At 73.3% G+C, this 25,515-nt stretch carries 21 protein-coding genes and 1 pseudogene; 12 read left to right on the top strand and 10 right to left on the bottom strand.

Features of this window, described 5'->3' with window-relative positions:
* Positions 1–95: 95 nt before the first annotated feature.
* Positions 96–1,265, bottom strand: a complete 1,170-nt coding sequence (locus ACFWPQ_RS18880) for an acetyl-CoA acetyltransferase (protein WP_384035512.1) — start codon at positions 1,263–1,265, stop codon at positions 96–98.
* 99 nt (positions 1,266–1,364) lie between these two features.
* On the opposite strand from ACFWPQ_RS18880, the gene ACFWPQ_RS18875 reads away from it, so the two are divergent.
* On the top strand, positions 1,365–2,552 hold the full coding sequence (locus ACFWPQ_RS18875) for an acyl-CoA dehydrogenase family protein (RefSeq protein ID WP_384035510.1): 1,188 nt from the start codon (positions 1,365–1,367) through the stop codon (positions 2,550–2,552).
* Positions 2,549–3,019: a nitroreductase/quinone reductase family protein gene (locus tag ACFWPQ_RS18870; RefSeq protein WP_384035507.1), complete on the top strand. Its 471-nt coding sequence runs from the start codon at positions 2,549–2,551 to the stop codon at positions 3,017–3,019. The genes ACFWPQ_RS18875 and ACFWPQ_RS18870 overlap by 4 nt, the downstream gene beginning before the upstream one ends.
* Here ACFWPQ_RS18870 and ACFWPQ_RS18865 read toward each other — a convergent pair.
* On the bottom strand, positions 3,014–3,616 hold the full coding sequence (locus ACFWPQ_RS18865) for a LysE family translocator (protein ID WP_384035504.1): 603 nt from the start codon (positions 3,614–3,616) through the stop codon (positions 3,014–3,016). The genes ACFWPQ_RS18870 and ACFWPQ_RS18865 overlap by 6 nt on opposite strands.
* 82 nt (positions 3,617–3,698) lie before the next feature.
* On the opposite strand from ACFWPQ_RS18865, the gene ACFWPQ_RS18860 reads away from it, so the two are divergent.
* Positions 3,699–4,151 carry an Lrp/AsnC family transcriptional regulator gene (locus ACFWPQ_RS18860; RefSeq protein ID WP_093501654.1) on the top strand — a complete coding sequence of 151 codons (453 nt, stop codon included), beginning with the start codon at positions 3,699–3,701 and terminating at the stop codon, positions 4,149–4,151.
* Between the two features lie 124 nt (positions 4,152–4,275).
* Here the strand turns inward: ACFWPQ_RS18860 and ACFWPQ_RS18855 are convergent, their stop codons facing one another.
* A complete protein-coding gene (locus ACFWPQ_RS18855; RefSeq protein WP_089101959.1) occupies positions 4,276–4,911 on the bottom strand; it encodes a TetR family transcriptional regulator in 636 nt (211 codons plus the stop codon).
* 180 nt (positions 4,912–5,091) lie between these two features.
* Here ACFWPQ_RS18855 and ACFWPQ_RS18850 point away from each other — a divergent pair, with 180 nt between their 5' ends.
* Entirely contained in the window at positions 5,092–5,814 is a 723-nt protein-coding gene (locus ACFWPQ_RS18850; RefSeq protein WP_384035501.1) for a VOC family protein, read from the top strand.
* 199 nt (positions 5,815–6,013) lie between these two features.
* Positions 6,014–8,368 (top strand): PQQ-binding-like beta-propeller repeat protein, encoded by a 2,355-nt coding sequence (locus ACFWPQ_RS18845; protein WP_384035498.1) that lies wholly within the window; start codon positions 6,014–6,016, stop codon positions 8,366–8,368.
* A gap of 422 nt (positions 8,369–8,790) precedes the next feature.
* Here the strand turns inward: ACFWPQ_RS18845 and ACFWPQ_RS18840 are convergent, their stop codons facing one another.
* Genes ACFWPQ_RS18840 through ACFWPQ_RS18830 form a run of 3 tightly spaced genes read right to left on the bottom strand, consistent with a single transcriptional unit; the run spans position 8,791 to position 11,148 of the window.
* Positions 8,791–9,564, bottom strand: a complete 774-nt coding sequence (locus tag ACFWPQ_RS18840) for an enoyl-CoA hydratase/isomerase family protein (protein ID WP_384035495.1) — start codon at positions 9,562–9,564, stop codon at positions 8,791–8,793.
* Positions 9,561–9,974, bottom strand: coding sequence for a Zn-ribbon domain-containing OB-fold protein (locus ACFWPQ_RS18835; protein WP_384035493.1), 414 nt, complete (start codon positions 9,972–9,974; stop codon positions 9,561–9,563). Before ACFWPQ_RS18835 ends, ACFWPQ_RS18840 begins: the two co-directional genes overlap by 4 nt.
* A gap of 1 nt (position 9,975) precedes the next feature.
* Positions 9,976–11,148, bottom strand: a complete 1,173-nt coding sequence (locus tag ACFWPQ_RS18830; RefSeq protein ID WP_384035490.1) for a lipid-transfer protein — start codon at positions 11,146–11,148, stop codon at positions 9,976–9,978.
* 108 nt (positions 11,149–11,256) lie between these two features.
* On the opposite strand from ACFWPQ_RS18830, the gene ACFWPQ_RS18825 reads away from it, so the two are divergent.
* A complete protein-coding gene (locus tag ACFWPQ_RS18825) occupies positions 11,257–12,837 on the top strand; it encodes a FadD3 family acyl-CoA ligase (protein WP_384035911.1) in 1,581 nt (526 codons plus the stop codon).
* 134 nt (positions 12,838–12,971) lie between these two features.
* Here ACFWPQ_RS18825 and ACFWPQ_RS18820 read toward each other — a convergent pair whose 3' ends face one another.
* The 3 genes from ACFWPQ_RS18820 to ACFWPQ_RS18810 form a co-directional block, all read right to left on the bottom strand.
* Positions 12,972–13,148, bottom strand: a complete 177-nt coding sequence (locus tag ACFWPQ_RS18820; RefSeq protein WP_384035487.1) for a hypothetical protein — start codon at positions 13,146–13,148, stop codon at positions 12,972–12,974.
* 232 nt (positions 13,149–13,380) lie between these two features.
* Entirely contained in the window at positions 13,381–16,332 is a 2,952-nt protein-coding gene (locus ACFWPQ_RS18815; protein WP_384035485.1) for a BTAD domain-containing putative transcriptional regulator, read from the bottom strand.
* Positions 16,333–16,433: 101 nt separating this feature from the next.
* Positions 16,434–17,702: a hypothetical protein gene (locus ACFWPQ_RS18810; protein WP_384035482.1), complete on the bottom strand. Its 1,269-nt coding sequence runs from the start codon at positions 17,700–17,702 to the stop codon at positions 16,434–16,436.
* A gap of 487 nt (positions 17,703–18,189) precedes the next feature.
* Here ACFWPQ_RS18810 and ACFWPQ_RS18805 point away from each other — a divergent pair.
* From ACFWPQ_RS18805 to ACFWPQ_RS18795, 3 genes and pseudogenes are all read left to right on the top strand, one after another.
* Positions 18,190–19,305: pseudogene (locus ACFWPQ_RS18805) on the top strand (macrolide family glycosyltransferase); the annotation flags it as partial.
* Positions 19,306–19,376: 71 nt separating this feature from the next.
* On the top strand, positions 19,377–19,889 hold the full coding sequence (locus tag ACFWPQ_RS18800) for an acyl-CoA thioesterase (RefSeq protein ID WP_384035479.1): 513 nt from the start codon (positions 19,377–19,379) through the stop codon (positions 19,887–19,889).
* Positions 19,890–19,944: 55 nt separating this feature from the next.
* The gene (locus ACFWPQ_RS18795; RefSeq protein WP_384035477.1) at positions 19,945–21,189 is read left to right on the top strand and encodes an amidohydrolase family protein; all 1,245 of its coding nucleotides are present in this window, start codon (positions 19,945–19,947) and stop codon (positions 21,187–21,189) included.
* A 110-nt stretch (positions 21,190–21,299) separates the two neighbouring features.
* Here ACFWPQ_RS18795 and ACFWPQ_RS18790 read toward each other — a convergent pair whose 3' ends face one another.
* A complete protein-coding gene (locus ACFWPQ_RS18790; protein ID WP_384035474.1) occupies positions 21,300–22,193 on the bottom strand; it encodes a hypothetical protein in 894 nt (297 codons plus the stop codon).
* Positions 22,194–22,459: 266 nt separating this feature from the next.
* Between ACFWPQ_RS18790 and ACFWPQ_RS18785 the strand changes: the two genes are divergently transcribed.
* From ACFWPQ_RS18785 to ACFWPQ_RS18775, 3 genes are all read left to right on the top strand, one after another.
* Positions 22,460–23,401 carry an LLM class F420-dependent oxidoreductase gene (locus ACFWPQ_RS18785; RefSeq protein ID WP_384035909.1) on the top strand — a complete coding sequence of 314 codons (942 nt, stop codon included), beginning with the start codon at positions 22,460–22,462 and terminating at the stop codon, positions 23,399–23,401.
* 13 nt (positions 23,402–23,414) lie between these two features.
* Positions 23,415–24,185 carry an SDR family NAD(P)-dependent oxidoreductase gene (locus ACFWPQ_RS18780; RefSeq protein ID WP_384035471.1) on the top strand — a complete coding sequence of 257 codons (771 nt, stop codon included), beginning with the start codon at positions 23,415–23,417 and terminating at the stop codon, positions 24,183–24,185.
* A gap of 108 nt (positions 24,186–24,293) precedes the next feature.
* The gene (locus ACFWPQ_RS18775) at positions 24,294–25,412 is read left to right on the top strand and encodes an LLM class flavin-dependent oxidoreductase (RefSeq protein WP_350788682.1); all 1,119 of its coding nucleotides are present in this window, start codon (positions 24,294–24,296) and stop codon (positions 25,410–25,412) included.
* The last annotated feature ends 103 nt before the right edge of the window (positions 25,413–25,515 follow it).

The raw sequence follows: 25,515 nt of genomic DNA, 5'->3' as shown, positions 1-25,515 counted from the left end.
CGTACGACAGTTGCCGCCGGTTCCCGGGAGGTTGCCGCCGTCCCGCGAATTTCTCCGGCCCCTCGCGGACCACGCGGCCCCTCGCGGACCCCGGGTCACCCCCGCCCCAGCACCACCGTCCCCGACGAGCAGAACCAGCCGCCCGTTCCCGACGCCACCCCCAGCTCCGGCAGCCCCCCGCCGGCCCGCCGCACCTGCCGCTCCCCGGCCTCCCCGCGCAGCTGCCGTACCGCCTCCACGAGGAGGAACAGGCCCCGCATGCCCGGGTGCTGGGCCGACAGGCCGCCGCCGTCCGTGTTCACCGGCAGCTCCCCGCCCGCGACCCGCAGCCGCCCCTTCTCCACGAACGCCCCGCCCTCGCCCTTGGCGCAGAAGCCCAGGTCCTCCAGGGTGACCAGGGTCATGTAGGTGAACGCGTCGTAGATTTCGGCGAAGTCGATGTCGGAGGGGGTGACTCCCGCCCGCCGGAAGGCCAGTTGCCCGCTCACCGCCGCCGGGGACACCGTGAAGTCCGCCCACTCCGACATCGTGGCGTGGGAGAGGCACTCGCCCGTGCCGAGGACCCACACCGGGGCGGTACGGCAGTCCCGTACGTACTCCTCGGCCGCCAGCAGGACCGCCGCGCCGCCGTCCGAGCGGATGCAGCAGTGCAGTTTGGTGAAGGGGTCGGCGATCATCGGTCCGGACAGGACCTCGTCGACCGTGATCGGGTCGCGGAACATGGCCTCCGGGTTCAGCGCCGCGTTGGCCCGGGCCTGGACCGCCACCTCCGCCAACTGCTCGACGGTCGTACCGTGTTCGATCATGTGGCGGCGGGCGGCCATCGCGTACTTGGCGACGAGGGTGTGGCCGTAGGGGACCTCGAACTGCAGGGGGCCGCGGGCGCCGAAGGAGAGGTTCCCGGTGCGCCGCCCCGCCCGGATGTCGGCGCGGGCCGTCGAGCCGTACACGAGCAGGACCGCGTTGGCGTGGCCGGCGGCGATCGCGTCCGCCGCGTGGGCCGCCATCACCTCCCAGGTCGAGCCGCCGACGGAGGTGGAGTCGGCCCAGGTGGGGCGCAGGCCCAGGTACTCGGCGACCTCCACGGGGGCGAGGGTGCCGAGGCCGGCCGACGCGAAGCCGTCGACCAGCTCACGGGCGAGGCCAGCGTCGGCCAGCGCGCGGCGGGCCGCCTGGGCGTGCAGGGCGTAGGGGGTGGCCTCGTCCACCCGGCCGCAGTCGGACAGGGCCACGCCGACCACGGCGACCTTGCGGGGACCAGTCATGAATCTGACGGTACATCAGATACGCTGGACTCCACCCCTGTGCATCTGCATCCGACACCCCTAGCATGACGGGCCGTCAGATCGTCAGGAGGTCCGGTCATGGACACCCGCTTCACCGACGAGCAGGACGAGATCCGGCGCGCCCTGCGTGAACTGCTCCACAAACGCTGCGGTACGGAGGACGTGCGGGCCGCCGTCGACAGGCCCGAGGGGTACGACCCCGGCCTGTGGACCGCCCTCGGCGAACAACTCGGCCTGCCCGGCCTCGCCCTCCCCGAGCAGTACGGCGGCGCCGGCTGCACCCGCACCGAAGTCGCCCTGGCCGCCGAGGAGCTGGGGCGGACCCTGGCCCCCACCCCGTTCCTGGCCACCGCCGTGCTCGCCGCCCCGCTGCTGCTCGCCCTCGGCACCGACGCCCAGCGCGCCGAACTGCTCCCGCGGATCGCCGACGGCAGCCGCACCGCCGCCCTCGCCGTCCCCGGCACCCGGCTCGGCACCGCCCTCGCGCTCACCGGGCCGGGCGCCGCCGACTGGGCGGGCGGCGGGCGGGCCGGGGGCGTCCAGGCGCGGCGCACGGCGGGCCGGTGGCGGCTGTACGGCGAGGCCGACCAGGTGCTGGACGGGCACCGCGCCGGGCTGCTGCTCGTCCCCGCGCACACCGGCGGGTACGCCCGCTCGCGCGTCCTGCTCTTCCTGGTGGCGGGGGACGCCGCCGGGGCCGTACGGACCCGGCGGACCGGCCTCGACGCCACCCGCAGCCAGGGCCGTGTGCAACTGCGGGATGTGCAGGCCGAGTTGCTCGGCTCCGACGAGGACACCGACGTCCGGGCCGCCCTCGCCGGCCTCGGCGACTTCGCGGCCGCCGTGCTCGCGGCCGAGGCCGTGGGAGCCGCCGACCGGGCGCTGGAGCGGACCGTGGAGTACGTGAAGCAGCGGCAGCAGTTCGGGCGGGCGATCGGGTCCTTCCAGGCGGTCAAGCACCGGCTGGCCGACGTGTACGTGGCGGTGCGGGCGGCCCGGTCGGCGGCCTACTACGCGGCCTGGGCGACCGCCCACGGGGAACAGGTGGGCGGGCTGGCGCTCGCGCAGGCGCTGGAGGCGCTGCGGACCGCCGCCGGGGAGGGCATCCAGCTGCACGGCGGGATCGGGTTCACCTGGGAGCACGAGGCGCATCTGTACTTCAAGCGGGCCGCCGGGGACGAGCTGCTGTTCGGGCCGGGGCACCGGCTCCGCGCGCACGCGGCCGAGACGGCCGGGCTGTTCGCGGGCCGGGAGGTGGCGGTGTGATCGGCGAACGACTGGTGCAGAAGGTGTCCGCCACCCGGGGGTTCGCCAAGGTGGCCCCGCACGTGGTCCCGGCCCTGGACCGGGCCGTGCACCGGCTCAGCCGCGGCCGGGTGCTGCTCAGCGCGCAGATGCTGCCCGGGGTGATCCTCACCTCCACCGGCGCGCGCAGCGGGCAGCCCCGCCGTACGCCGCTGGCGTGCATGCCCGAGGGCGACGGCTGGTTCCTCGTCGGGTCCAACTTCGGGCGCACCGGCCATCCCGCCTGGACGTACAACCTCCTCCACCGTCCCGCCGCCGAGATCAGCTGGAAGGGGCAGGACATCCCGGTCACCGCCCGGCTGCTGGAGGGGGCGGAGCGGGCGGACGCCTGGCGGCTGCTGCTGGTGTTCTGGCCGCCGTACGCCGCCTACCAGGAGCGGGTGGACCGGGAGATCCGGATCTTCCGGCTCACCCGCAGTACGTCATAGCGCGTGCTGGGCGAGGAGCAGTGCTCCGATGCCCAGCATCGCCGCCCCGGAGGTGCGGGTGACCGCGCGGGCCGCCTTCGGGCGGGCGGAGAGGAGGCGGCGGGCGAGGACGCCGACGGTCAGGTAGACGGCGGTGCAGCAGGCCATGTGGAGGGTGCCGAGGACGGCCGTCTGGAGGGCTATGGGCGGATGGCCGCCCTTCGTGACCAGGAACTGGGGGAGCACGGAGAGGTAGAGCAGCAGCGCCTTGGGGTTCAGGCCGCTGATCGCCGCGCCCCGCCAGAAGCCGTCCGCCCCGGCCGCCGCCTCCTGCGGTACCGCCGGGCTGCGCAGCACGCTCCAGCCCAGCCACAGCAGGTATCCGGCGCCGGCCACGGTCAGGGCCGTGAGCAGCCCCGGGGAGCTCGCCACCAGCACCGCGAGCCCGGCCACCGCCAGCGCGGTGTGCAGCGTGTACCCCGCCATCAGGCCGGCCACCGCACGTCCGACCGAGCGGCCGCGCACCCCGGCGGCGATCACGTACGCCCAGTCGGCGCCCGGCACGCAGACCAGCAGCAGGTCGACGGCGAGGAAGGAAAACAGGTGTCCGGTGTCCATGAGGGGGACATTAGGCGCGTTCTGCCCGAAAGTGTTCCCGAAATTTGCTCGTCACCGGGGTGTTCGGGGGAGAATCTTCCCCATGGACGACGTGGACCGGAAAATCCTTGCCGAGCTCCAGCAGGACGGGCGGCTGACCGTGACCGAGCTGGCCGGGCGGGTGCGGCTGAGCGTCTCGCCGTGCCACCGGCGGCTGCGCGAGCTGGAGCGGTCGGGGGCGATCAGCGGGTACCGGGCGGTGGTGGACCCGGCCGCCGTGGGCCTGACCTTCGAGGCGCTGGTCTTCGTGTCCATGCGGCAGGAGGACCGGGACACGGTTGCCGACTTCGAGCGGGCGCTCGCGGAGATCCCCCATGTGCTGGACGCACAGCGGCTGTTCGGCGAGCCCGACTACCTGCTGCGGGTGGCCACCGCCGACCTCGCCGCCTTCCAGCGGCTCTACGACGAACGGCTCGCGACCCTGCCGGGCGTGCAGCGCCTCACCTCGACGCTGGTGATGAAGCACGTGGTCCGGGACCGGCCGCTGCCCGCGTGAGGGAACGCGCAACGGAACGCGCAAGGCAACGCGTGACGGAACGCGCAAGGCAACGCGTAGCGGAACAGGCGGTGGCCCACCTCGGGGTGAACCACCGCCTGCCAGACAGGACCCAGGGCGCGGGCTACTTCGTGGGCTTCTTCCCGGTCACGCCCAGATGCACCAACAGCGCGAGGTTCGGCTTGAGTTCGGCCTGCTTCACACCCCAGGTCTGGAAACCCTTCTGGTGCGCGGCGACGGCCGCGAGCATGGCGACCAGCGAACCGGCGACGGCCGCCGGGTTCACGTCCTTGTCGACCTTGCCCTTGGACTGCAACTCCGCGATGGAGTCGGTCAGGGAGTTGTTCACCGAGTTCAGGATCTTCATACGGATCTTGTAGAACCGTTTGTCCCCCTCGGCCGCCCCCAGATCGACCACGCGCAGGATCGCGTCGTTCCTGCGCCAGAACTCCAGGAAACCGTCCACGAGTTCCTGCGCGGTCGCCCAGCCGGCCTTGCCGACCCAGGAGCGCCCCGCCAGCAACTCGGTCAACTGGCCGCCCTCGGTGGCCATTTGCTCGGCGATCTCCAGGACGGCGCCCTCGACGTCCGGGAAGTACTGGTAGAAGGTCGCGGGCGAAGTGCCCGCCTTCCGGGCGACATCGATGACCTTGACGTCCCGGTAAGGGGAGGAGCTGAGCATCTCGCTGAGGCAGTCGAGCAGCTTCTGCCGGGTCGCCTGCCCACGCCGGCCGGCCACGCGGCCGTCGACGGTACGCACTTGTCCTGTCATGCCGTCAGCTTACCGAGGGGTGATCGGAGCGCGATTCGGCCGACTGCAAATGGGGTGCACGGGTGGACGGAGTGGCTGCACGGAAGGGAAACGGAGGAGAAACCGCCGGTCACTCCGGGCGGGTGCGGCTGGTCTGCACGGTGCGGGCCGGGCGGTTACTTTGACGACATGGCCGAAAACAGGGCATCCGGATACGCGGAGGGCGTCCCGTGCTGGGTGGACGTGCAGCTCCCCGACGTCGAGGCGGGCAAGCGGTTCTACGGCGGGCTCTTCGGGTGGACCTTCGAGGACGCCGGCCCGGGGGCCGTGTGGGCCCGGCTGGACGGCGCGGCCGTGGCCAGACTGGCCCGGAAGCGGGACGGCCGGATGCCCACCGTCTGGACGGTGTACTTCGCGACCCCGGACGCCCGGGACCTCGCCCGCCGGGTCCTCGCCGCCGGAGGACAGATCGTCAACGACCCGGCGCCCGTCCGTGACCTCGGCACCGCCGCCCTGGCCGCCGACCCCACGGGCGCCGTCTTCGGCCTCTGGCAGGCCGCGGCCCACCCCGGCTTCGGCGTCCGGCACGCCCCCGGCACCTTTGCCTGGGCGCAGCTCTACACCAACGACACCGACGCGGCGAACACCTTCTACGGCCACCTCTTCACCGACGCCCTCTTCGGCGCCGACGCCGACCCGGACTTCGGCCGCGCCCCCGTGACCGAGGTGTTCGCGGCCGGGATGCCGTCCCAGTTCGTCGTCCACTTCCGCACCGGGGACGTGGCGGCCGCGGTCGGGGCCGTGCGGCAGCTCGGCGGCCGGGTCCAGGCGCCGCCCTTCGACACGTCGTACGGAAAAGTGGCCGTCGTGACCGACAATCAAGGGGCGTCCTTCGCGTTGCTGGAACGCTGAGGCCGGAAACTGGCGGATCTCGGCAGATAAATGTCTCACTTTGTCACGTGACACCCCGATTGGTCTCCGGGTTCGCAACCTGTGCCCGGGCCAGGAAGAATCGGGGTGCGTGCCGCCACGGCGGTGCGGTGGTGAGACGCTGCACGGGGTCGCGTACATATGTGGGTGGACGAGGCCCGTACGGGGAGGTGGCAGGCAAGTGGTGGATCAGCTGACGCAGCACGATCCGCGGCGGATCGGGCCGTTCGAGGTGCTGGGACGGCTGGGGGCCGGCGGCATGGGGCTGGTCTATCTGGCGCGCTCGGCGTCCGGCCGGCGCGTGGCGATCAAGACCGTCCGGACCGAGCTCGCCGAGGACCAGCTGTTCCGGGTCCGCTTCACCCGCGAGGTGGAGGCGGCCCGCGCGGTCTCCGGTTTCTACACGGCCGCCGTCGTCGACGCCGACCCGCGCGCGGCCGTGCCGTGGCTCGCGACCGCGTACGTCCCGGCGCCCTCCCTCGAAGAGATAGTGAACGACTGCGGGCCGCTCCCGGCCCAGGCGGTCCGCTGGCTCGCTGCGGGCGTCGCCGAGGCGCTCCAGTCGATCCACGGCGCCGGACTCGTCCACCGCGACCTCAAGCCGTCCAACGTCCTCGTCGTCGAGGACGGCCCCCGCGTCATCGACTTCGGCATCGCCTCCGGTGTCTCCAACACCCGCCTGACCATGACGAACGTCGCGGTCGGCACCCCCGCCTACATGTCCCCGGAGCAGGCGAAGGACTCCCGTAGCGTCACCGGCGCCAGCGACGTCTTCTCGCTCGGCTCCATGCTCGTCTTCGCCGCCACCGGCCACCCGCCCTTCCACGGCGCCAACCCGGTCGAGACCGTCTTCATGCTGCTGCGCGAGGGCCCCGACCTCGAAGGCCTCCCGGACGAGCTGCGCCCCCTCATCGAGTCCTGCATGCAGATGGAGGCCGCGGGCCGCCCCAACCCCGCCGACCTCCAGGCCCAGCTCGCCCCTCACCTGTTCGGCTCCGGCTCCGACGACAGCGGTACGGCGTCCGCCTGGCTGCCCGAGAAGGCGGTCGGCCTGATCGAGTCCCGGCGCGGCGGCCGTCCGGCCGTCAAACCCTCCGCCAGCCCCTCCGGCGGCCGCGGTGCCGGCCGCCTCCCGGTCCCCCCGCCGCCCTCCTACGACCCCGCGGTCCCGGCCCCGGTCCCCGTCGGCGCCCCCGGCCCCGGCCCCGACACCGGGCCGGTCCGCCTCGCCGGCGCCCAGGTGCCGATCGGCCCCGGCCCGCGCGTCGCCGACGCCCGCGCCGCCGCCGTGAAGGCGCCGCCGCCCGAGGCCGGCCTGGTCGCCAGCTGGTCCCGCCCGCACCCCGGCGTCAACGGCGCCGACCCCGCCGTACCGCCGGTCCCCGGCCTGCCCCCGGAGACCGCGTCCGGCTGGCGGCCCTGGCGGTTCCGGATGTCCAACGACGTGTGGGGCACCCCGTCCGTCGACGGCGACCTCGTCTACGTCACCTCCTTCGAGGTGCACGCCCTCGACGTCGCCACCGGCCGCCGCCGCTTCAAGACCCGCGACGTCGCCTGGTCCATGGCGGTCGCGGACGGCCGTATCCACGCCTCCGACGGCCCCACCCTGTTCGCCCTGGAGGCCCGCGAGGGCGGCGACCTGTGGCGGCTGTCCACCGACGCCTGGGTGTACTCGCTCAAGGCCGGCCGCGGCACCCTCGTCACCGGCACCCGGGGCGGCGGCGTCCAGGGCTGGGAGGCCTCCAACGGGCAGAAGCTCTGGGAGCTGTCCGGTGCCCAGACCGACTTCGAGACCCCCGAGTCCGGGCCCTCCCTCCACGACGGCACGGTCTACGTCTGGCAGGACGCGCGCCTGCGCGCCCTCGACGCCCGCACCGGCGACGAACGCTGGTCCTACCCCATCGGCGACGCGGCCTCCTGCGGCGGCGTCCCGGTCCGCCTCACCCACGCCGACGACGGCTTCGTGTACGCCTCCGCGGGCACCCGTGTGATCGCCCTCGACACCGCGACCGGCCGGGTCCGCTGGCACTTCGAGGCCCCGGCGGTCTTCCTCTCCCCGCCCGCCTACGTACCCGGCCCCGCCGTCACCGGCGGTGGCATCTACCTCGCCGACTACCTCGGCACCGTCTACGCCCTCGACGCCACCGACGGCCGCGACCGCTGGCGCATCGCGACGGAGGCCCGCGCCTCGATCGAGCCGGTCCTCGTCGCCGCCGGCCACGTCCACGTCGGCAGCGGCAAGGGCCTGTACACGCTGGACGCGGTCACCGGCACCCCCAAGTGGCGCTTCCAGGCGGGCGGCGACGTGGTGGGCGCACCGGCGGTCGCCGAGGGCCGCATCCACTTCGGCTCCACCGACCACCTCCTCTACACCCTGAAGGCCGACGACGGCAGGCTCCGCTGGAAGCTGGCGACCGGCGGCGAGATCACCGGGTCGCCGGTGGTGCGGGACGGGGTGGTGTACGCGTGCAGCAAGGACCGGTGCGTGTACGCGCTGGACGCGGAGAAGGGGACGGGGACGGCGCGCACGGCGTGAGTGCCGCGATCGGCTGACAGGCGGCCGCGGCGCCGCGGGGGCTGATCGCGCCCGCGCGGCGGAGCCGCAAATCGGATACGGCCCCGCGCCCCTGGGTTGGCTGTCGTTCCGTCGTTCGGGATGTGCTGGTCGCGCCCGCGCGGCGGAGCCGCAAATCGAGTACAGCCCCGCGCCCCTAAGAGAAGGGGCGCCGCACCGGCGCCCCTTTAGGGGCGCGGGGAACTGCGCGAACGGCCACGACGTACCCGCAGTCGCCCGGCGGCAGCAAGTGGCACTCTCTTCGGCGCTCAGGGGCTGCCCGGGACGGCCGTCGTACCAGTTGGTCGCACGGAAGGGCTGTGCACGGCGGCCGTCGCTCGGGGTGGGAGTCGGCTCCCAAAGCGAACGCTACGCCCGGGCGCCCCGCGCCGCCACGCGGTGCCTCAGCGGATCCGGGGGGTCGTGCGTGGCCGGCCGGCGAACAGCTCCGCCTGCCGCTCGCCGGGCAGGTTGCCCAGCGAGATCAGGTGCGGCGCCTGGGCGAAGCCCCGCTCCCGGCCCGCCTCCTTCGCCGCCCACAGCGCCCGCACGCTGCCCTGCACCCCCTCGGTCGGATACCCGGCGACGACGGCGGCGCACCGCACGGCGGCGTCCAACGCCTCCCCCGCGGCCGTCACTTCCGACACCAGCCCCACCTCGTACGCCCGCCGGACGGAGACCCGCTCGGCGTTGCCCATCAGCACCATCCGCGCCACCTCCCCGTACGGCATCCGCTGTGCCATCAGCACCGACTCGTACGCGCTGACCATGCCGTAGGAGGTGTGCGGGTCGAAGAAGGCCGCGGTCTCGTCGGCGATGACGAAGTCGCACTCGCCGAGGAGGTAGAAGGCACCTCCGCAGGCCATCCCGGCCACCGCGGCGATCACCGGCTTCCACAGGTCGTTCGACTTCGGCCCGATCGCGATCAGCGGATCGTCCTGGCTGTAAGGGGAGGACGGCTGCGGCACGACGGCGTCCCGGTCCAGGCCGGTGCTGAAGGCCCGCCCGCCGGCGCCGGTGAGGACGACGGCCCGTACGGTGTCGTCGAAGCGCAACGCCCGCCAGGCAGAGGTGAGTTCGGTGGCGGTCGCGAGGTCGATGGCGTTGAGCCGCTCGGGGCGGTCGAGGGTGAGGACGGCGACCCCGCTCTCCTTGTCCGTGTCCAGACGCAGGCTCACGGCCGCTCCAGGACCCACTGCGGCAGACCGTCCGCGAAGACCGCCTGCACCCGGGCGCCGATCCGGATCCGGTCCGGGGGAAGGGAGTCGAGGGGAGCGCCCGCCCCGCTCACCACGTTCCCCACCATCCGCACCCGGGGCGCGTCGTCCAGCTCCACGACCACGACGTTGTACGGCGCCTGCGCCGCGTACTCGGGGAGCAGCGGCGGGTGCGGGACGACGTACGACCAGATCCGCCCCCGCCCGCTCGTCGGCCGCCACTCGCTCGCGAAGGACTGGCAGTGCGGGCAGCACGGGCGGGGCGGGAAGCGGGGTTCCCCGCACTCGCCGCAGGCCTGTACGCGGAGTTCGCCGCGGGCCGCGTACTCCCAGAAGGGGGCGCCGTCGGTGTCGGTGACCGGTCGCAGCATCTCAGCTCCGGTTGGTGAGGAGGAGGGCGGAGGTCGGGACGCCCTCGCCGGCGGTGACCAGGCAGGTGGCGGCGCCGGGAACCTGGGCGGTGCTGGTGCCGCGCAGCTGCTTGACGCCCTCGGTGATGAGGTTGAACCCGTGCACGTAGGCCTCGCTGAGCCCGCCGCCCCCGGTGTTGAGCGGCAGCCGCCCGCCGATCTCCAGCGCGCCCCCCTCCGTGAACGCCCCGCCCTCCCCACGACCGCAGAAGCCATAGCCCTCAAGGGAGAGGGGGATCAGGGCGGTGAAGGCGTCGTAGATCTGGGCGACGTCGACGTCCTCCGGGGTGAGGTCGGCGTGCTTCCACAGGTGGCGGGCGGCGGTCCAGGCGGGGCCGGTGAGGGGGTCGTCGTTCCAGTAGTTGACCATGCCGTGGTGCTGGGCGGGGAGGCCCTGGGCGGCGGAGTGGACGTAGACGGGGGTCCGCCGGCAGTCCCGGGCACGCTCGCTGCTCACGACCACACAGGCCAGCGCGCCGTCCGTCTCCAGGCAGTTGTCGAAGAGGCAGAGGGGCTTGCTGATCCACCGGGAGGTCATGTACATCTCGCGGGTGAGGGGCCGTTCGTACATCACCGCCGCCGGGTTCTGGTTGGCCCGGTTGCGGCAGGCGAGGGCGACGTTGAACAGGTGATCCCGGGTGGCGCCGTACTCGTGCATGTAGCGGCGCGTGAGCATGGCTATCTCGTCGGCGGGCCGGAGGAGGCCGAAGGGGCGGGTCCACTGGGCGGGGGTCGGGAGCTGGACGGCGGTGTTGGTCCACGGCCGGGGCCCGCTGCCCCGCTTCCGCGACCGCCACGCCACCCCCACCGTCGCCTGCCCGCTCGCGATCGCGGCGGCGAGGTGCGCGACGGTGGCACAGGAGCCGCCCCCGCCGTACCCCACCTTGCTGAAGAAGGTCAGGTCACCGAAGCCGACCGCCTTCGCCAGCTCCACCTCGTCGGTCTCCTCCATGGTGAAGGAGGCGAGCGCGTCGACCTCGCCGGGCGCGATGCCGGCGTCGTCGAGGGCGGCGAGGACGGCCCGGCAGGCGAGGGTCTTCTCGTCCTCGTCGAGCCGTTTGGCGAAGGGTGTCTGCCCGATCCCGACGACGGCGGTGGCGTCCTTGATGCCCTTGATCCCCCTGAGACCGGCCATGCACCCGCACCTCCACGGCTGTCGCGGCTTGCTGACAGGGCGTCAGGCTACAGCTAATCTGACGGACAGTCAGCTATGCGTCCGGGGAGGCCGGTTGTGCGCGGTGACATGGAGTGGGGGACCGTTCCGGGGCTGGTGCGGTCGGCGGCGAAGCGGTACGCGGACGTCGAGGCGGTGGTGGACGGCCGGACCCGGATCACGTACGCGGAACTGGGCGCCCGGGTGGAACGGGCGGCGGCCGCGTGCATCGCCTCCGGCGTCGGGACGGGCGACCGGGTCGGCATCTGGGCGCCGAACTCCCTGGACTGGATCGTCGCGGCGCTGGGCGCGGTGTCGGCGGGCGGGGTGCTGGTCCCGCTGAACACCCGCTTCAAGGGGACGGAGGCGGCGGACGTGCTGCGCCGCAGCGGGGCCCGGCTGCTGTTCGTGACGGGCACCTTCCTGGGGACCTCGTACGTGGCGTCGCTGCGGAGGGCGGCGGGGGAGGGGGGCGGCCGGGGCCCGCTGCCGGGGCTGCCCTCCCTCCGGGACGTGGTGGTGCTGTCGGACGACGCCCCGGCGGACTTCCGCACCTGGAAGGACTTCCTGGCGTCCGGGGAGGGGGTGGGGGCGGGCGAGGTCGCGGCCCGGGCGGGCGGGCTGGACGGTTCCTGCCTCTCCGACATCGTCTTCACGTCCGGTACGACGGGCCGCCCGAAGGGCGCGATGATCACGCATGCCCAGACCCTCCGCGGGTACGAGATCTGGGCCGACCTGGCGGGCCTGCGCACCGGCGACCGCTACCTGATCGTCAACCCCTTCTTCCACACCTTCGGCTACAAGGCCGGGGTGATCGCCTGCCTGATGCGCGGGGCGACGATGATCCCGCAGCCGGTGTTCAACGTGGCGACGGTCCTCGCGAACGTCGCGTCGGAACGGGTGTCGGTCCTCCCCGGCCCCCCGACCCTCCACCAGTCCCTCCTCGACCACCCGGCCCGCGACACCCACGACCTCTCCGCCCTGCGCCTGGTGGTGACGGGCGCGGCCGTCGTACCCCTGCTCCTCGTGGAGCGCCTGCGCGGCGAACTCGGCGTCGAGACGGTCCTGACGGCGTACGGCCTCTCGGAGGCGAGCGGGATCGTGACGATGTGCCGCCGGGGCGACGACCCGACGGTGATCGCGGCCACGTCGGGCCGGGCGATCCCCGGCACGGAGGTACGGGTGGACGCACCGCCCGGCGAACCCGGGGAGGTCCTGGTCCGCGGCTTCAACGTCATGCGCGGCTACTACGAGGACCCGGCGGCGACGGCCGGCACCCTGACGGCGGACGGCTGGCTGCGCACCGGAGACATCGGCGTCCTCGACCCGGCCGGCAACCTCCGCATCACCGACCGCCTGAAGGACATGTTCATCGTCGGCGGCTTCAACGCCTACCCGGCGGAGATAGAGCAACTCCTGGGCCTGCACCCCGATGTGGCCGACGTGGCCGTGATCGGCGTCCCGGACGGCCGCCTGGGCGAGGTCGGCAAGGCGTTCGTGGTCCGCCGCCCGGGCGCGGTCCTGACAGCCGACGACCTCATCGCCTGGTCCCGCCGCGAGATGGCGAACTACAAGGTCCCGAGGACGGTGGCCTTCGTGACGGAACTCCCGCGGAACGCGAGCGGGAAGGTGGTGAAGGGGGAGCTGCGGGGCGGCGGGCCGAGGCCGTAGCCCATCGGGCGGGCCGGACGGTGGAGCATGCCGCCGGGAACACGGGTGGTCCGGACTCCTGCGCCGGACACACCGAGGCCGCGGCGGCTCCCCCTCCGCGCCGCCGCGGCCTTCCCCGTCTCGGTGTGGTCCGGTCAGGCGGTCTCGTCCGTGGCGTGCGAGTTGTCCGGCGTGACCGCGGTGTCCTCGGCGTCCGCCTTGAGGATCGTGGCGCTGAGCGGCTCGCTGGTGGCGTGGCTGTTCAGCGTGGTGATCTCGGTGTCCTCGATGGTCGCGGCCTCGGCCTCGGCCGTCGTCGTCTCGTCGCTCATGATTCGCTCCCCTGGATGTTCTTGACGCTGTGGGTGGGAAGGCCCGCCCGGCGACTCCCCCGTAGGGTCGCCGGGCGGACGCTTCCGGGCCGCTACACCTTAAGACGCGGCCCCTGGCCGAACCGTCTGCCCCCCGACGCGACGGATCGACACGACGAGAGTGCCGGGTGGCGATAAACGAATGATGAACGCCCGCCGGGCGCCGGTGCCCGCTCTCCGGGGGCGCCCGGGCTCAGGCAACGGCACTCGGCCTGAGCAGGGACTTCACCTCTTCGGCCTCGGCGGACCCGAGCCCTTCGAAGATGGTGAGCGCCTCCCGCCAGCACACCTGCGCCCGGCCCGGGTGCCCGATCAGGCTCAGGGCCCGGCCGAGTACCGTCAGCACGTTCCCGCGCCGCCACTCGCCGCCGATCCCGCGCAGCAGGGTGAGGGCCGTCTCGGCGTTGGTCGCGGCCTGCGCGGGCCGCTCCGCCGCGAGGTCGAGTTCGGCGAGCCGGAACAGGGACATCCCCTCCCAGAGCCGCATCCGGCTGTCCCGGAACACCTCCAGGGCCTCCTGGAGACGCTCGGCGGCCTGGTCGTACTGACCGCCCTGGGTGAGCGCGAGACCCAGCGCGTACCGGCCGTTGGCACCCTTCAGCGCGTGCCCCATGGCGTCGTACATGCGGGTCCCCTGCTGCGCCAGGGAGACCGCGCTCGCGGTCCGCCCCATCGCCAGGTGGATCCGGGAGAGGTTGCAGAGCGCGCTGGCCTCGCCGGGTCCGTCGCCGCAGGCGCGGAAGCTGTCGATGGCGCGGGTGAGGTGGGCCTCGCCGTCCTCCAGCCTGTTGTGGTACAGCGCGATGATGCCCAGCATGTTGGACGCCCAGCAGCCGGGCAGCGGGTCGCCCGCCGCGTCCGCGAGCCGGACCGCCTCGCTCGCCTGCTCGTTGGCGAGTTCGAAGCGGCCGATCAGGTGGTGCCCGTTGGCCAGGGTGACGAGCGCGCGGCCCTCCGTCCGCACGTCCGCCGCGGCGTGCGCCGCGTCCCGCATGGCGGCGGCCGTCGCCTCGTACTCCCGGGAGTTGGCACCGGACTCGGTGAGGTCCACGGCTGCCCACAACAGGTCCACGGCCCGCCTCAGCAGGCCGGGCGCCGTCGACTGCCGGACGCAGGCCAGCAGAGTCATCGCCTCCGCGTAGAGCCAGTCCTGCGCACGGTGGCGGTCCTGGAACGCCAGCCCCGGGTACTCGGTGGTCTCGAGGTGCTCCACCAGCCGGTCCCCCGGCCGCTCGATCGCGTACACCGCCGCCGCCGTCGCCAGATAGAAGTCCAGGAGCCGGGACATCGCCGACTCCCGCTCGCCGGGCGGCTGTTCGTCCCGTTCGGCGCAGGCACGCGCGTAGAGCCGTACGAGGTCGTGGAAGCGGTAGCGGCCCGGAGCCGCCGATTCCAGGAGCGAGGTGTCGACGAGGGACTCCAGCAGGTCCTCGGTCGTCTCCACCGGCAGAGCGAGTGCGGCCGCGGCGGCGGCCAGCGAGATGTCCGGCCCGTCCGCCAGCCCGAGCAGGCGGAACGCCCGTGCCTGGGCCGGGTCCAGGGCGCCGTAGCCCAGTTCGAAGGTCGCCTTCACCGCGAGGTCGCCGGCCTGGAGTTCGTCCAGGCGCCGGCGCTCGTCGGCGAGCTTCGCCGCCAGCACCGAGACCGTCCAGGTGCGGCGGGCCGCGAGACGGGACGCGGCGATCCGGATGGCGAGGGGGAGGAACCCGCACGCGGCGACCACGTCCAGGGCCGCCTCCCGCTCCGCGGCCACCCGCTCCGCACCGACGATCTTCGTGAACAGCTGCAGGGCCTCGTCCGGGGACATCACGTCCAGGTCCACCAGATGGGCCCCGGCGAGGTCGACCATCCGGACGCGCGAGGTGACCAGCGCCGCGCAGCCCTCCGTGCCGGGGAGCAGGGGGCGCACCTGGGCCGCGTCCTTCGCGTTGTCGAGCAGGACGAGGACGCGGCGGCCGTCCAGGACCGAGCGGTACAGGGCCGCCCGGTCCTCCAGCGAGTCGGGGACGGACGAGTCCGGCGTGCCCAGGGCGCGCAGGAAGGAGCCCAGGACCGTTTCCGGTTCCGCTGCCCGGGGGCCCGCGCCCTGGAGGTCCACGTACAACTGGCCGTCGGGGAAGGCCGACCGGGCCTGGTGGGCGACGTGCACGGCGAGGGTCGTCTTGCCGACGCCGCCGATGCCCGCCAGCGCCGACACGGCCATCACCCGGCCCTCGGCCGAGGCCAGCACCTCGCCCAGCTCGGTGACGAAGCCGGCGCGGCCGGTGAAGTCGGGCACGGTGGCGGGGAGTTGGGCGGGGCGGACCTGGACGGCGGCGGGCTCCGCCGCCGGGGCCGAGGGCTCCGCCAGGGCCGGGTCGGCCTGCAGGATCCGCTGCTGCAGGTCCCGCAGGCCCGGGCGCGGGTCGACGCCGAGCTCCTCGGCGAGCAGCCGGCGGGTGTCCGCGTACACCGCGAGGGCCTCCGCCTGGCGGCCGCTGCGGTACAGGGCGAGCATGAGGAGTTCACGGAGGCGTTCGCGCAGGGGATGCGCCGCCGTGAGGGCCGTCAGCTCCGACACCGCCTCCGCGTGGCAGCCCTGCTCCAGGTCCATGTCGAGCCGGGATTCCAGGAGTTGGAGCCGCAGCTCCTCCAGGCGGACTCGCTGGGTCTCCGCGTACGGCCCCGGCACCCCGGCCAGCGGCTCGCCGTCCCACTGGGCCAGCGCCCGCCCGAGCACCTCCCGTGCCTGGTGCAGATCGCCGCCGTTCTTCGCCTTCTCCGCCTCCGCCGCCAGGTTCTGCGCCGTCGTCAGGTCCAGGGCGTCCTCGCCGAGGCCGCGCACCGCGTATCCGCCGGACTCGCTCACCAGGACGCCGGGGTCCAGGACCTTCCGCAGCCGGGACGCGTACGTCCGTACCGCCGCCAGCGCCTGCGAGGGCGGCTCCGGGCCCCACAGGGCGTCGATCAGCTCGGCTGCGGTGGCCGTGCGGCCCTCGCGCAGCAACAGGGCCGCGAGCAGGGCGCGTTGCTGGGGGGAGCCGGTGTTGAGCGGCTCCTCGGCCCGCCAGGCGCGCACCGGACCGAGCACACTGAAGCGCAACGCCGCCGCCTCCGCCGGGGAGGGGGCGCGCCGCTGCTCCGGCACCCGTGGTCCACCGTCCATGCCCGTCCCCCTAGACATCCCGCTTCACCCCGTCAGTCTGCCTTGTCCGGGCGGCTTGCGTCAGCCGGGGGAGATACCGATTGCAAGGCGACACGCAATCCTCACCCGCCGGACTCCGCGAGCAGGACCAGCTCGTGCCGGAACGACTCCGCGAGCAGGTCCGCGTCCTCGGCACCGGAGTTGGTGAACACGCTCACGGTGTGGCCGCGGGCGCAGCCGCCCAGGGCGAAGGTGACCGTGTCGTCCGGCGGGATCATGGGGACCAGGCTGATCCGGTGCAGCGGGCGGCCCGCCAGGGTGCGGCCGGTCTCGCGCAGGTGGACGTAGGTGCAGGCGGCGGGGGCGTAGGCGGGGGCGAAGAGGCGGCCGCGGGCGAGTGCCTGGGCGGGGCCGGGGAGAGCGGTGACGGCCGACTCGAGCAGTTTCTCCGCCCTGCCGAGGGGGCGGGTGACGGTGGTGAGGAGTCCGGCGCAGGCCCGGAGCCGGGCGGTGGGGTCGGGCAGGGTGACGGGTGCGGGCAGCCGGACGTTGCAGAACGCGTTGCCGAGGAAGTCGCCGCGGTCGGCGGGGCGTTGGTCCACCGGGACCGACAGCCACACCGGTCCGGCGGCTTCGGCGGCCTCGGCGCCCTGGGTGAGGTCGACGGGGCCGGCGGTCAGCAGGCAGGAGCGCAGCACGCCGGAGACGGCCGCCAGGAACACGGTGTTGGTGGTCGCCCCGGGGTGCCGCCGCGCGGCCCGCACCAGCTCCGCGGGCAGGTCCAGGACCGCGTACGCGGTCCGCCGCTCGCCCTTCCCGGGCAGTGGCACCGCCAGGCCGGCGGCCAGCAGGCCCGGTTGGCCGCCGGCCGCGGGGGCCCGGCGCAGCTCGCCCGGACCGGCCGCCGCGGCGCCGGCGTCCACCGGGCCGCAGCCGTCCAGGAGGGCGCGCAGCAGGGTGGTCAGCGACCGGCCGTCGAGCAGGCTGTGGTGCATGCGGAAGAGGAGGGTGAACCCGGCTGCCGAGGGGTCGTGGAGGAGATGGAGGTTCCAGGGCGGTTCGCCGCCGGGGAACGGGCGGTGGAACCAGTCCCGTACGGCGTCCTGGAGCGTCGCCGTGCCCGTGTCGCGGACCTGCCCGGCGGGGTCGTGGCCGGCGGCCGGCGTCTCCCAGCGGTGCCGGCGCGACCATCCCGACAGCGGCCGCCGCTCGTCCCGTACCAACTGCCCGGCCAGCCGCGGCAGCCCGGCCCACCGTTCCCGCACCAGCGTGTGCAGTTCGGCGAGTTGGGGAGGCGGCCCGGTGAAGTCCAGCGCGATCCCGGCGTTGGGCGGGCCGAACGGCCAGCGGGCCATCCCCTCCTCCATGAAGGGCAGATGCGGTCCGGGCATGAGGCGGCTCCTGTCGTGGCGGACGGCGGTCCCTGCGCCGCTCGTGGCGGACGGCGGTCCCTACGCCGCCCAACGCCCGCCCACGACCCCCGGTCACGCCCGCCGCGGCCCGCGCCCGGCAGCCGCCCACGCCCCCGGTCACGTCAGCCCACCGTCTGCGTCCGCGCAACCCCTGCCCACGCCCCCGGTCCCGCCCGTCCGCCCGCCCCACACCCCCTGCTCCCACCCCCACCCGGTCAACCCGTCGCCCCGTAAGTCACCACGAAGGGGTTGTTTCCCGCCCGTTGCCAGTCGCGTGAGGCGGGGCGGCGTCGTTGTACCGATGCCCGTCTCCCCACACCCACGGTCCCCGCCAACCGACGGGCGCCCCGACGCCGCTCAGGAACAGGAAACGCTCATCGTGCCTGGCACCAGCTCCGCCGCCCCCTCCTCCGCGCCCCCGCACCGCCGTGCGCGGCCGGCGCACATCGCCCTGGTGAACCTGCCGATGCAGGGGCATGTGAACCCGACCCTGGGAGTGGTGGAGGAGCTGGTGCGCCGGGGCCACCGGGTCACGTACGCCATCACCGAGGAGTTCACGCACGCGGTGAAGGCGGCCGGCGCCGAGCCCGTCGTCTACCCGGTGGAGAGCGACGGCTCGGACGCGCCCGAGCGCCTCGCGGAGGGCTTCGCCCGCGCCGTCCACGCCTCGCTCGGCTCCCTCCCCGCGCTGACCAGGGCGTACGAACACGACCGCCCCGACCTGGTCCTGTACGACGTCTACGGCTTCGCGGGCCTGCTGCTCGGCGCCCGCTGGGGCGTGCCGACGGTCCTGTGCTCACCCACGCACATGGCCTACGACGGCCTGTTCCCCGAGTTCTTCGACGGCGCCGGCGGCCTCGCCGAACTCCCCGGGTACGACGCCCTGGCCGCCGCCTTCACCGAGCACGGTCTCGACCCCGCCCGCATCCACGAGGTCGAGCGGCCCGAGCAGGCGATCGCCTTCCTGCCCCGCGCCTTCCAGCGCCGGGCCGACACGGTTGCCGCCGGCCGTGTCGCCTACGTCGGCCCCGCCCTCGGCGACCGCTCCTACCAGGGCTCCTGGCAGCCGCCCCGCCCCGACGTGCCGGTGCTGCTGGTCTCCCTGGGCTCCCAGTTCACCCGGCGCCCGGAGTTCTACCGGGCGTGCGTCGAGGCCTTCGGCGACCTCCCGCTGCACGTCGTGATGGCCGTCGGCCCGGACGTCACCTCGGAGGTGCTCGGCCCGCTGCCGGCCCACTTCGAGGTGCACGCGCACGTGCCGCAACTGGCCGTGCTCGCGCACGCGTCCGTCTTCGTCACCCACGCCGGGATGGGCGGCACGATGGAGGCCGTCGAGCACGGGGTGCCGATGGTGGCGATCCCGCAGATGGCCGAGCAGCGCGTCAACGCCGGCCGGATCGAGGAGCTCGGGCTGGGCGTGCACCTGCCGCGCGAGCAGGTGACCGCGCGGGCGCTGCGGGAGGCGGTGCTGCGGGTGGCCGAGGACCCGGCGGTGCGCGCCGGGGTCGACGCCCTGCGTACGGAGCTCGGACGGGCGGGCGGCGCACCGGCCGCCGCCGACCTCGTCGAGGACGCTCTCGCCGCCGACCTCGTCGAGGACGCCCCCGGAGCGGACCTCGTCGAGGACGCCCCCGGAGCGCTGGGAGCGGGCCGGTGAGTCACGCGACCCTGAGGGCCCTGGCCGCCCCGACGGCCCCGGCCCAGACGGCCCCCGCCGCGGCGCCGTCGCACCACCACCGCCCCCACCTCTACAGCCGCCCGGTCCGGATGAGCGACCTGGACCCGATGAACCACGTGAACAACGTCCGGCTCCTGGAGATGATCCAGGACGCCCACGTGGACTTCTTCTACCTCCAGCGCGGGCACCCCGGGCAGCCCGGCCAGGCCGTGAGCGTCCGGGTGATCTACGCCCGCCACGAACTCGACTACACCGAGGCCCTCGACCTCCGCCCGGAACCGGCCGTCATCAGCACCACCGTGGGTACCGTCCGCCGCACCTCCTTCGAGCTGACCAGCCGGATCACCCGGGGCGACCGGGTGTTCTGCACCTGCGTGAGCACCTGCGTCGCCTACGACCCGGTGGCCCGGCGCACCCGCAGGCTGGAGGAGGACGAGCTGGCCGTGCTGGCGAGGCACGCGGCCTGCGACTGCCGCCCGTCCGCCTGACGAACCGTCACTCCGAGAGCTGACGGTTCGTCAGATCGGCGCTACCGTGAGCGCCATGGACACCCAGGACGGCACCTTCCCGCTGATCATCTCCGTCGACGACCACACCGTGGAGCCGCCGGACGTCTGGCAGTCCCGCCTCCCGAAGAAGTACCTGGACACCGGGCCCCGCATAGTCCGGGCCCCGCTGAGGGAGATGAGCTTCCTCGGCGGCCGCTTCAAGCCGGTCATGGGCAGGCCGGGCGAGGACGGCCCGACGGGCGACTGGTGGATCTACGAGGACCTGCACCGCCCCCTCACCCGCCTCGACACCGCCGTCGGCTACTCCCGCGACGAGATCAAGCTCGAAGTGATCACGTACGAGCAGATGCGGGCGGGGTCGTACGACGTGCCGCAGCGGCTCGCCGACATGGACGTCAACCACGTCCAGTCCGCGCTCTGCTTCCCGACCTTCCCGCGCTTCTGCGGGCAGACCTTCACCGAGGCCAAGGACCGCGAACTCGCCCTGCTCTGCGTGCAGGCGTACAACGACTGGATGGTCGAGGAGTGGTGCGGCCCGCTGGCGCAGGGCCGTCAGATCCCCCTCGCCCTCATCCCGCTCTGGGATGCCGAACTGGCCGCCGCCGAGGTCCGCCGCAACGCCGCCCGCGGCGTCCGCGCCGTCGCCTTCTCCGAGATACCCCCGCACCTCGGGCTCCCCTCCGTCCACACCGACGACTGGGACCCCTTCCTCGCCGCCTGCGACGAGACCGGCACGGTCGTCGCCATGCACATCGGCTCCAGCAGCCGGATGCCCTCCACCTCCGCCGACGCCCCGCCCGCCGTCGGTTCCACCATCACCTTCGCCAACTGCTGCTTCTCGATGGTCGACTGGCTGATGAGCGGCAAGTTCGAGCGCTTCCCCCACCTCAAGGTGATGTACGCGGAGGGCCAGATCGGCTGGATCCCCTACATCCTGGAACGCGCCGACGTCGTCTGGGAGGAGAACCGCGCCTGGGGCGGCGTCGCCGACAAGGTCACCCGCCCGCCCTCCGAGCTGTTCGCCGAGCACGTCTACGGCTGCTTCTTCGACGACGCCTTCGGCCTGCGCAACCTCGACGCGATCGGCGTCGGCAACGTGCTCTACGAGACCGACTACCCGCACTCCGACTCCACCTGGCCGAAGTCCCGGGAGGTCGGAGAGGCCCAGATGGGCCACCTGGCCCCGGACGCGGTGGAGCGGATCGTACGGGGCAACGCGATCGACCTGCTGGGGCTGACGGCGGACGGACTGTGGGCGGGACCGGGCACGGCCTCGTGAGGACCGTGCCCGGCCCTGCACCGCACCGCACGGGGAGGGCCCGGCCGTGACCGTCCCGCACCCGGGTTCGCGACCGCGGGCGCGGGACGGCCCTGTCCTGCCTGCCGGCGTCAGCCGAAGAACACCGAGGAGATCTTGTTGTCGAAGCCGATTGACGCCAGGTCGGCGATGTCGCCCTGGACCACCTTGGACTCGCCCTTGCAGTCCTTCTCCGACCAGATCTTCAGGGTTCCGGACGCCCGGAGGGAGGAGGCGGCGTCGTCGCGGGCCACGTTCTGGCAGCCGGAGCCGGCCAGGCCCTCGGAGGGGTCGCCGAAGTTCGTCTCGTCGGAGAGGACGACGCTGCTCGCGGCGGCCGAACCGGTCCCGGTGCCCCCGGTGTCTCCCTGGTTCTGGTCCTGGACGCCCGCCTTCCTGCCGTCCGGCGTCACGCCGAACCAGGTGCCGCCCACGCCCTGCCCGTTGGTGTCGCCGGGCTTGAGGTCCTTGCTGAAGCGGTAGACCGGCCAGCCGCCGATCGTCACCTGGAGGTTGCCGTCGGCGCGCTTGACCACGCCGACGGCGGACTTCTTCACACCGTCGATGAAGATCTTGCCGCCGGGGGCGACGACGACGGGCGGCCAGGTGGTCGCGCACGCGTCGTTGCAGTTGGACCTGGACGGGTTCGGGGTGTCCTTGTCGAAGCGGTAGAGGGTGAAGCCCGCACCGTTGACGACGACCGGGTTCAGGTTCCCCGCCTTGGCCGCGCTCAGCTGCACCCACTTCTTGGCGGCCGGGGTCACCGCCGGCTTGCCGGCGGCGGGGGCCCAGTCCCCCGTCTTCGGGGTGGCGTTGTGCTGCTTCGCGGTGCCGCTGCCGAAGTGCAGGCTCTGCAGCGCGGCGCCGACGCCGTTCCCGGCCGCCGAGGCGGCGTCGGCGGCCTGGTCGGTGCCGTTGCACGCGGTCAGCAGCAGGGACGCGGCGACCGCGGTGGCGGCCAGCGCGGCGATGCGGTTGCGGATCATTTCGGTCTCCCCGTGTCCGATGCGACCCGGAACTCCCGGGTCGTCACCGGCCAGTACGAGGCCCGGTCGGGCCGCCCTCACCCGGTGACGCGCCTGAGACACGACCACGACGACTCCGGGTCAATCAGTCAGAGAGGCGGACATTCTTCACCGTACGATCAACGCCCCCGGCTCTTGTCTGACGGAGCGTCAGGCAAGACGATGGCTCCGGCAGAGCTGATGTGACGGTCCATCAGATTCCATGAGCTGCAGGAGGGCGTGTGTCCATCCAGGGCCCGCCGGACGGGCGTCCGGCGTACGGGATACAACTCCCCGTCCAGTCCCAGTCCACCATCTACGCCGAGGGCTGGGAGGCCGGGGCCGGGGTCGAGGACCTCGTCGCGATCGCCCGGGCCGTCGAGGCCGCGGGCTTCGCGTACCTCGCCGTCTGCGACCACGTGGCGATCCCGCACCGGCTCGCCGAGGCCATGAGTACGGTCTGGTACGACCCGGTGGCCACCCTCGCCCATCTGGCCGCCGTCACCGAGCGGGTACGGCTGCTCAGCCATGTCGCCGTCGTGGCCCTGCGCCACCCCCTGCTCTCCGCCAAGCAGTACGCGACCCTCGACCACCTCTCCGGCGGGCGGCTGATCCTCGGGGTCGGGGCCGGGCACGTGGCGGAGGAGTTCGAGGTGCTCGGGGTGGACTTCGGGCAGCGGGGGGCGGTGCTCGACGAGGCGATCGACGCGTTGCGCGCCGCGCTCGGGCCGGATGAGTTCCCCACCCACCACGGCAAGTTCTACGACTTCGAGGGGCTCGGGCAGCGGCCCCGGCCCGCGCAGGAGCGGGTGCCGGTATGGGTCGGCGGGTCCTCGCCGGCCGCGGTGCGGCGGGCCGCGCTCAAGGGTGACGGCTGGCTCCCGCAGGGCGACCCGAGGGACCGGCTTCCGGCGCAGATCGCCCGGCTGCGGCGCCTGCGCGAGGAGGCGGGCATCGGGGAGCCGATCACCGTCGGCGCGATCGCCGAACCGCTGTACGTCGGCACCCCGGACTGGGCGGTCGGCCGCCGCACCCTCAGCGGTGCCCCCGAGGCCCTCGCCGAGTCGCTGCGGGCCTACGGCGAGATGGGCGTGCACCAGATCCAGGTGCGGTTCCGCAGCCGGAGCCGGGCCGAACTCATCGACCAGATCGAGGCGTTCGGGGCGGATGTCGCGCCCCTTCTCACCTGAGGGAGGCAGTGGCATGGGCAAGCTGGACGGGCGGGTCGTCATCGTCACCGGGGCGGCGCGCGGACAGGGCGAGCAGGAGGCGCGGCTCTTCGTCGCGGAGGGCGCGAGAGTCGTCGTCGCCGATGTGCTGGACGACCAGGGCGAGGCCCTCGCCAAGGAGATCGGGGCGGCCTACGTCCACCTGGACGTGGGCGTGGAGGCGGAGTGGCAGGCCGCCGTCGCCGCCGCGAAGAAGGCGTACGGCCGCCTCGACGGGCTGGTGAACAACGCGGGCATCCTGCGCTTCAACGCGCTCGTGGACACGCCCCTGGCCGAGTTCATGCAGGTCGTGCAGGTCAACCAGGTGGGCTGCTTCCTGGGCATGAAGACGGTCGCGCCCGAGCTGGACGACGGCGGGACCATCGTCAACACGGCCTCCTACACCGCGCTGACCGGGATGGCGGCGGTAGGCACCTACGCCGCCACCAAGCACGCGGTGCTCGGGCTCACCCGGGTCGCCGCACTGGAGCTCGCCGACCGGCGGATCCGCGTCAACGCGATCTGCCCCGGCGCCATCGACACCGCGATGTCCAACCCGGCGCGCCTCGACCCCACCGCCGACCCGGCGGAGATGAGCCGGGCGCTGGACGAGCTGTACCGCAAGCTCGTGCCGCTGGGCCGGATCGGGCGGGCCGAGGAGGTGGCCAGGCTGGCGCTCTTCCTGACCTCGGACGACTCGTCGTACATCACCGGGCAGCCGTTCGTGATCGACGGGGGCTGGCTGGCCGGGGTCAGCGTCATCTGACGGAGATCTGACGGACCGTCATCTCTTGACGTTTCTGACGCAACGTCAGAAAGTCGTAGCACTCATAAGGACCACAGGGACAACCTGGACTTGGGACGGTGAACCGCCTTGGAATTCGGGCTCTTTGTACAGGGATACGTGGGCAAGCGAGCCGAGACCGACCCGCTGGCCGAGCACAAGGCACTGATGGAGGAGACCGAGTACGTCATCCAGGCGGACCAGTCCGGCTTCAAGTACGCCTGGGCCTCCGAGCACCACTTCCTCGACGAGTACTCGCACCTGTCCGCCAACGACGTGTACCTGGGCTACCTCGCCCACGCCACCGAGCGGATCCACCTCGGCTCCGGGATCTTCAACCCCCTCGCCCAGGTCAACCACCCCGTGAAGGTCGCCGAGAAGGTCGCCATGCTCGACCATCTCACCGGCAACCGCTTCGAGTTCGGCAGCGGACGGGGGGCCGGCTCCCACGAGATCCTCGGATTCATCCCCGGTGTGACCGACATGAACTACACCAAGGAGATCTGGGAGGAGACCATCGCCGAGTTCCCCAAGATGTGGCTCCAGGACGAGTACGTCGGCTTCCAGGGCAAGCACTGGCAGCTGCCGCCGCGGAAGGTGCTGCCGAAGCCGTACGGCAAGTCGCACCCCGCGATGTGGTACGCGGCCGGGTCGCCGCCGTCGTACGCCATGGCCGCGAGGAAGGGGCTCGGCGTGCTGGGGTTCAGCATCCAGAAGGTCTCCGACATGGAGTGGGTGCTGGAGCAGTACAAGACGGCGATCGTGAACGCCGAGCCGGTCGGGGACTTCGTCAACGACAACGTCATGGTGACGACGACGGCGATCTGCGCGCCGACCCACGACGAGGCGATCCGGATCGCGGCCTCCGGCGGACTGCACTACCTGCCGTCCCTGGTGTTCCGGTACCACGACACCTTCCCGCGGCCCGAGGGCTTCCCGGTGTGGCCGGAGACGCTGCCGGAGTACACGCCGGAGTTCGTGGAGCTCCTGGTCGAGGAGGAGCTGCTGATCTGCGGCGACCCGGACGAGGTGCTGCGGCAGTGCAAGCGGTGGGAGCAGGCGGGGGCGGACCAGCTGAGCTTCGGGCTGCCGGTGGGGGTGCCGAAGGAGGAGACGCTGCAGACGATCCGGTTGATCGGGGAGCACGTGATTCCGAAGATCGACACGGATCCGGTGCACCGGACTACGCGGTTCCGTCAGGGGGCTTGAGGTCTCGTCGGCGGGTGCGGGTGCGTTGTGGCTGGTCGCGCAGTTCCCCGCGCCCCCAAAGAAACAGGTCGGTCACCGCAGCGCTTGCCGAGGAGGCAAGGTT

This window comes from Streptomyces sp. NPDC058464, from assembly GCF_042721035.1.
Lineage (GTDB): Bacteria > Actinomycetota > Actinomycetes > Streptomycetales > Streptomycetaceae > Streptomyces.
This window is presented reverse-complemented; position numbering and strand designations above follow the sequence as displayed.

Bases quoted from the DNA above. Each gene is read 5' to 3' on its own strand.
- ACFWPQ_RS18880 (WP_384035512.1), bottom strand. From the start codon at position 1,265: ATGACTGGTCCCCGCAAGGTCGCCGTGGTCGGCGTGGCCCTGTCCGAC.
- ACFWPQ_RS18875 (WP_384035510.1), top strand. From the start codon at position 1,365: ATGGACACCCGCTTCACCGACGAGCAGGACGAGATCCGGCGCGCCCTG.
- ACFWPQ_RS18865 (WP_384035504.1), bottom strand. From the start codon at position 3,616: ATGGACACCGGACACCTGTTTTCCTTCCTCGCCGTCGACCTGCTGCTG.
- ACFWPQ_RS18860 (WP_093501654.1), top strand. From the start codon at position 3,699: ATGGACGACGTGGACCGGAAAATCCTTGCCGAGCTCCAGCAGGACGGG.
- ACFWPQ_RS18850 (WP_384035501.1), top strand. From the start codon at position 5,092: ATGGCCGAAAACAGGGCATCCGGATACGCGGAGGGCGTCCCGTGCTGG.
- ACFWPQ_RS18835 (WP_384035493.1), bottom strand. From the start codon at position 9,974: ATGCTGCGACCGGTCACCGACACCGACGGCGCCCCCTTCTGGGAGTAC.
- ACFWPQ_RS18830 (WP_384035490.1), bottom strand. From the start codon at position 11,148: ATGGCCGGTCTCAGGGGGATCAAGGGCATCAAGGACGCCACCGCCGTC.
- ACFWPQ_RS18825 (WP_384035911.1), top strand. From the start codon at position 11,257: ATGGAGTGGGGGACCGTTCCGGGGCTGGTGCGGTCGGCGGCGAAGCGG.
- ACFWPQ_RS18820 (WP_384035487.1), bottom strand. From the start codon at position 13,148: ATGAGCGACGAGACGACGACGGCCGAGGCCGAGGCCGCGACCATCGAG.
- ACFWPQ_RS18815 (WP_384035485.1), bottom strand. From the start codon at position 16,332: ATGGACGGTGGACCACGGGTGCCGGAGCAGCGGCGCGCCCCCTCCCCG.
- ACFWPQ_RS18810 (WP_384035482.1), bottom strand. From the start codon at position 17,702: ATGCCCGGACCGCATCTGCCCTTCATGGAGGAGGGGATGGCCCGCTGG.
- ACFWPQ_RS18795 (WP_384035477.1), top strand. From the start codon at position 19,945: ATGGACACCCAGGACGGCACCTTCCCGCTGATCATCTCCGTCGACGAC.
- ACFWPQ_RS18790 (WP_384035474.1), bottom strand. From the start codon at position 22,193: ATGATCCGCAACCGCATCGCCGCGCTGGCCGCCACCGCGGTCGCCGCG.
- ACFWPQ_RS18780 (WP_384035471.1), top strand. From the start codon at position 23,415: ATGGGCAAGCTGGACGGGCGGGTCGTCATCGTCACCGGGGCGGCGCGC.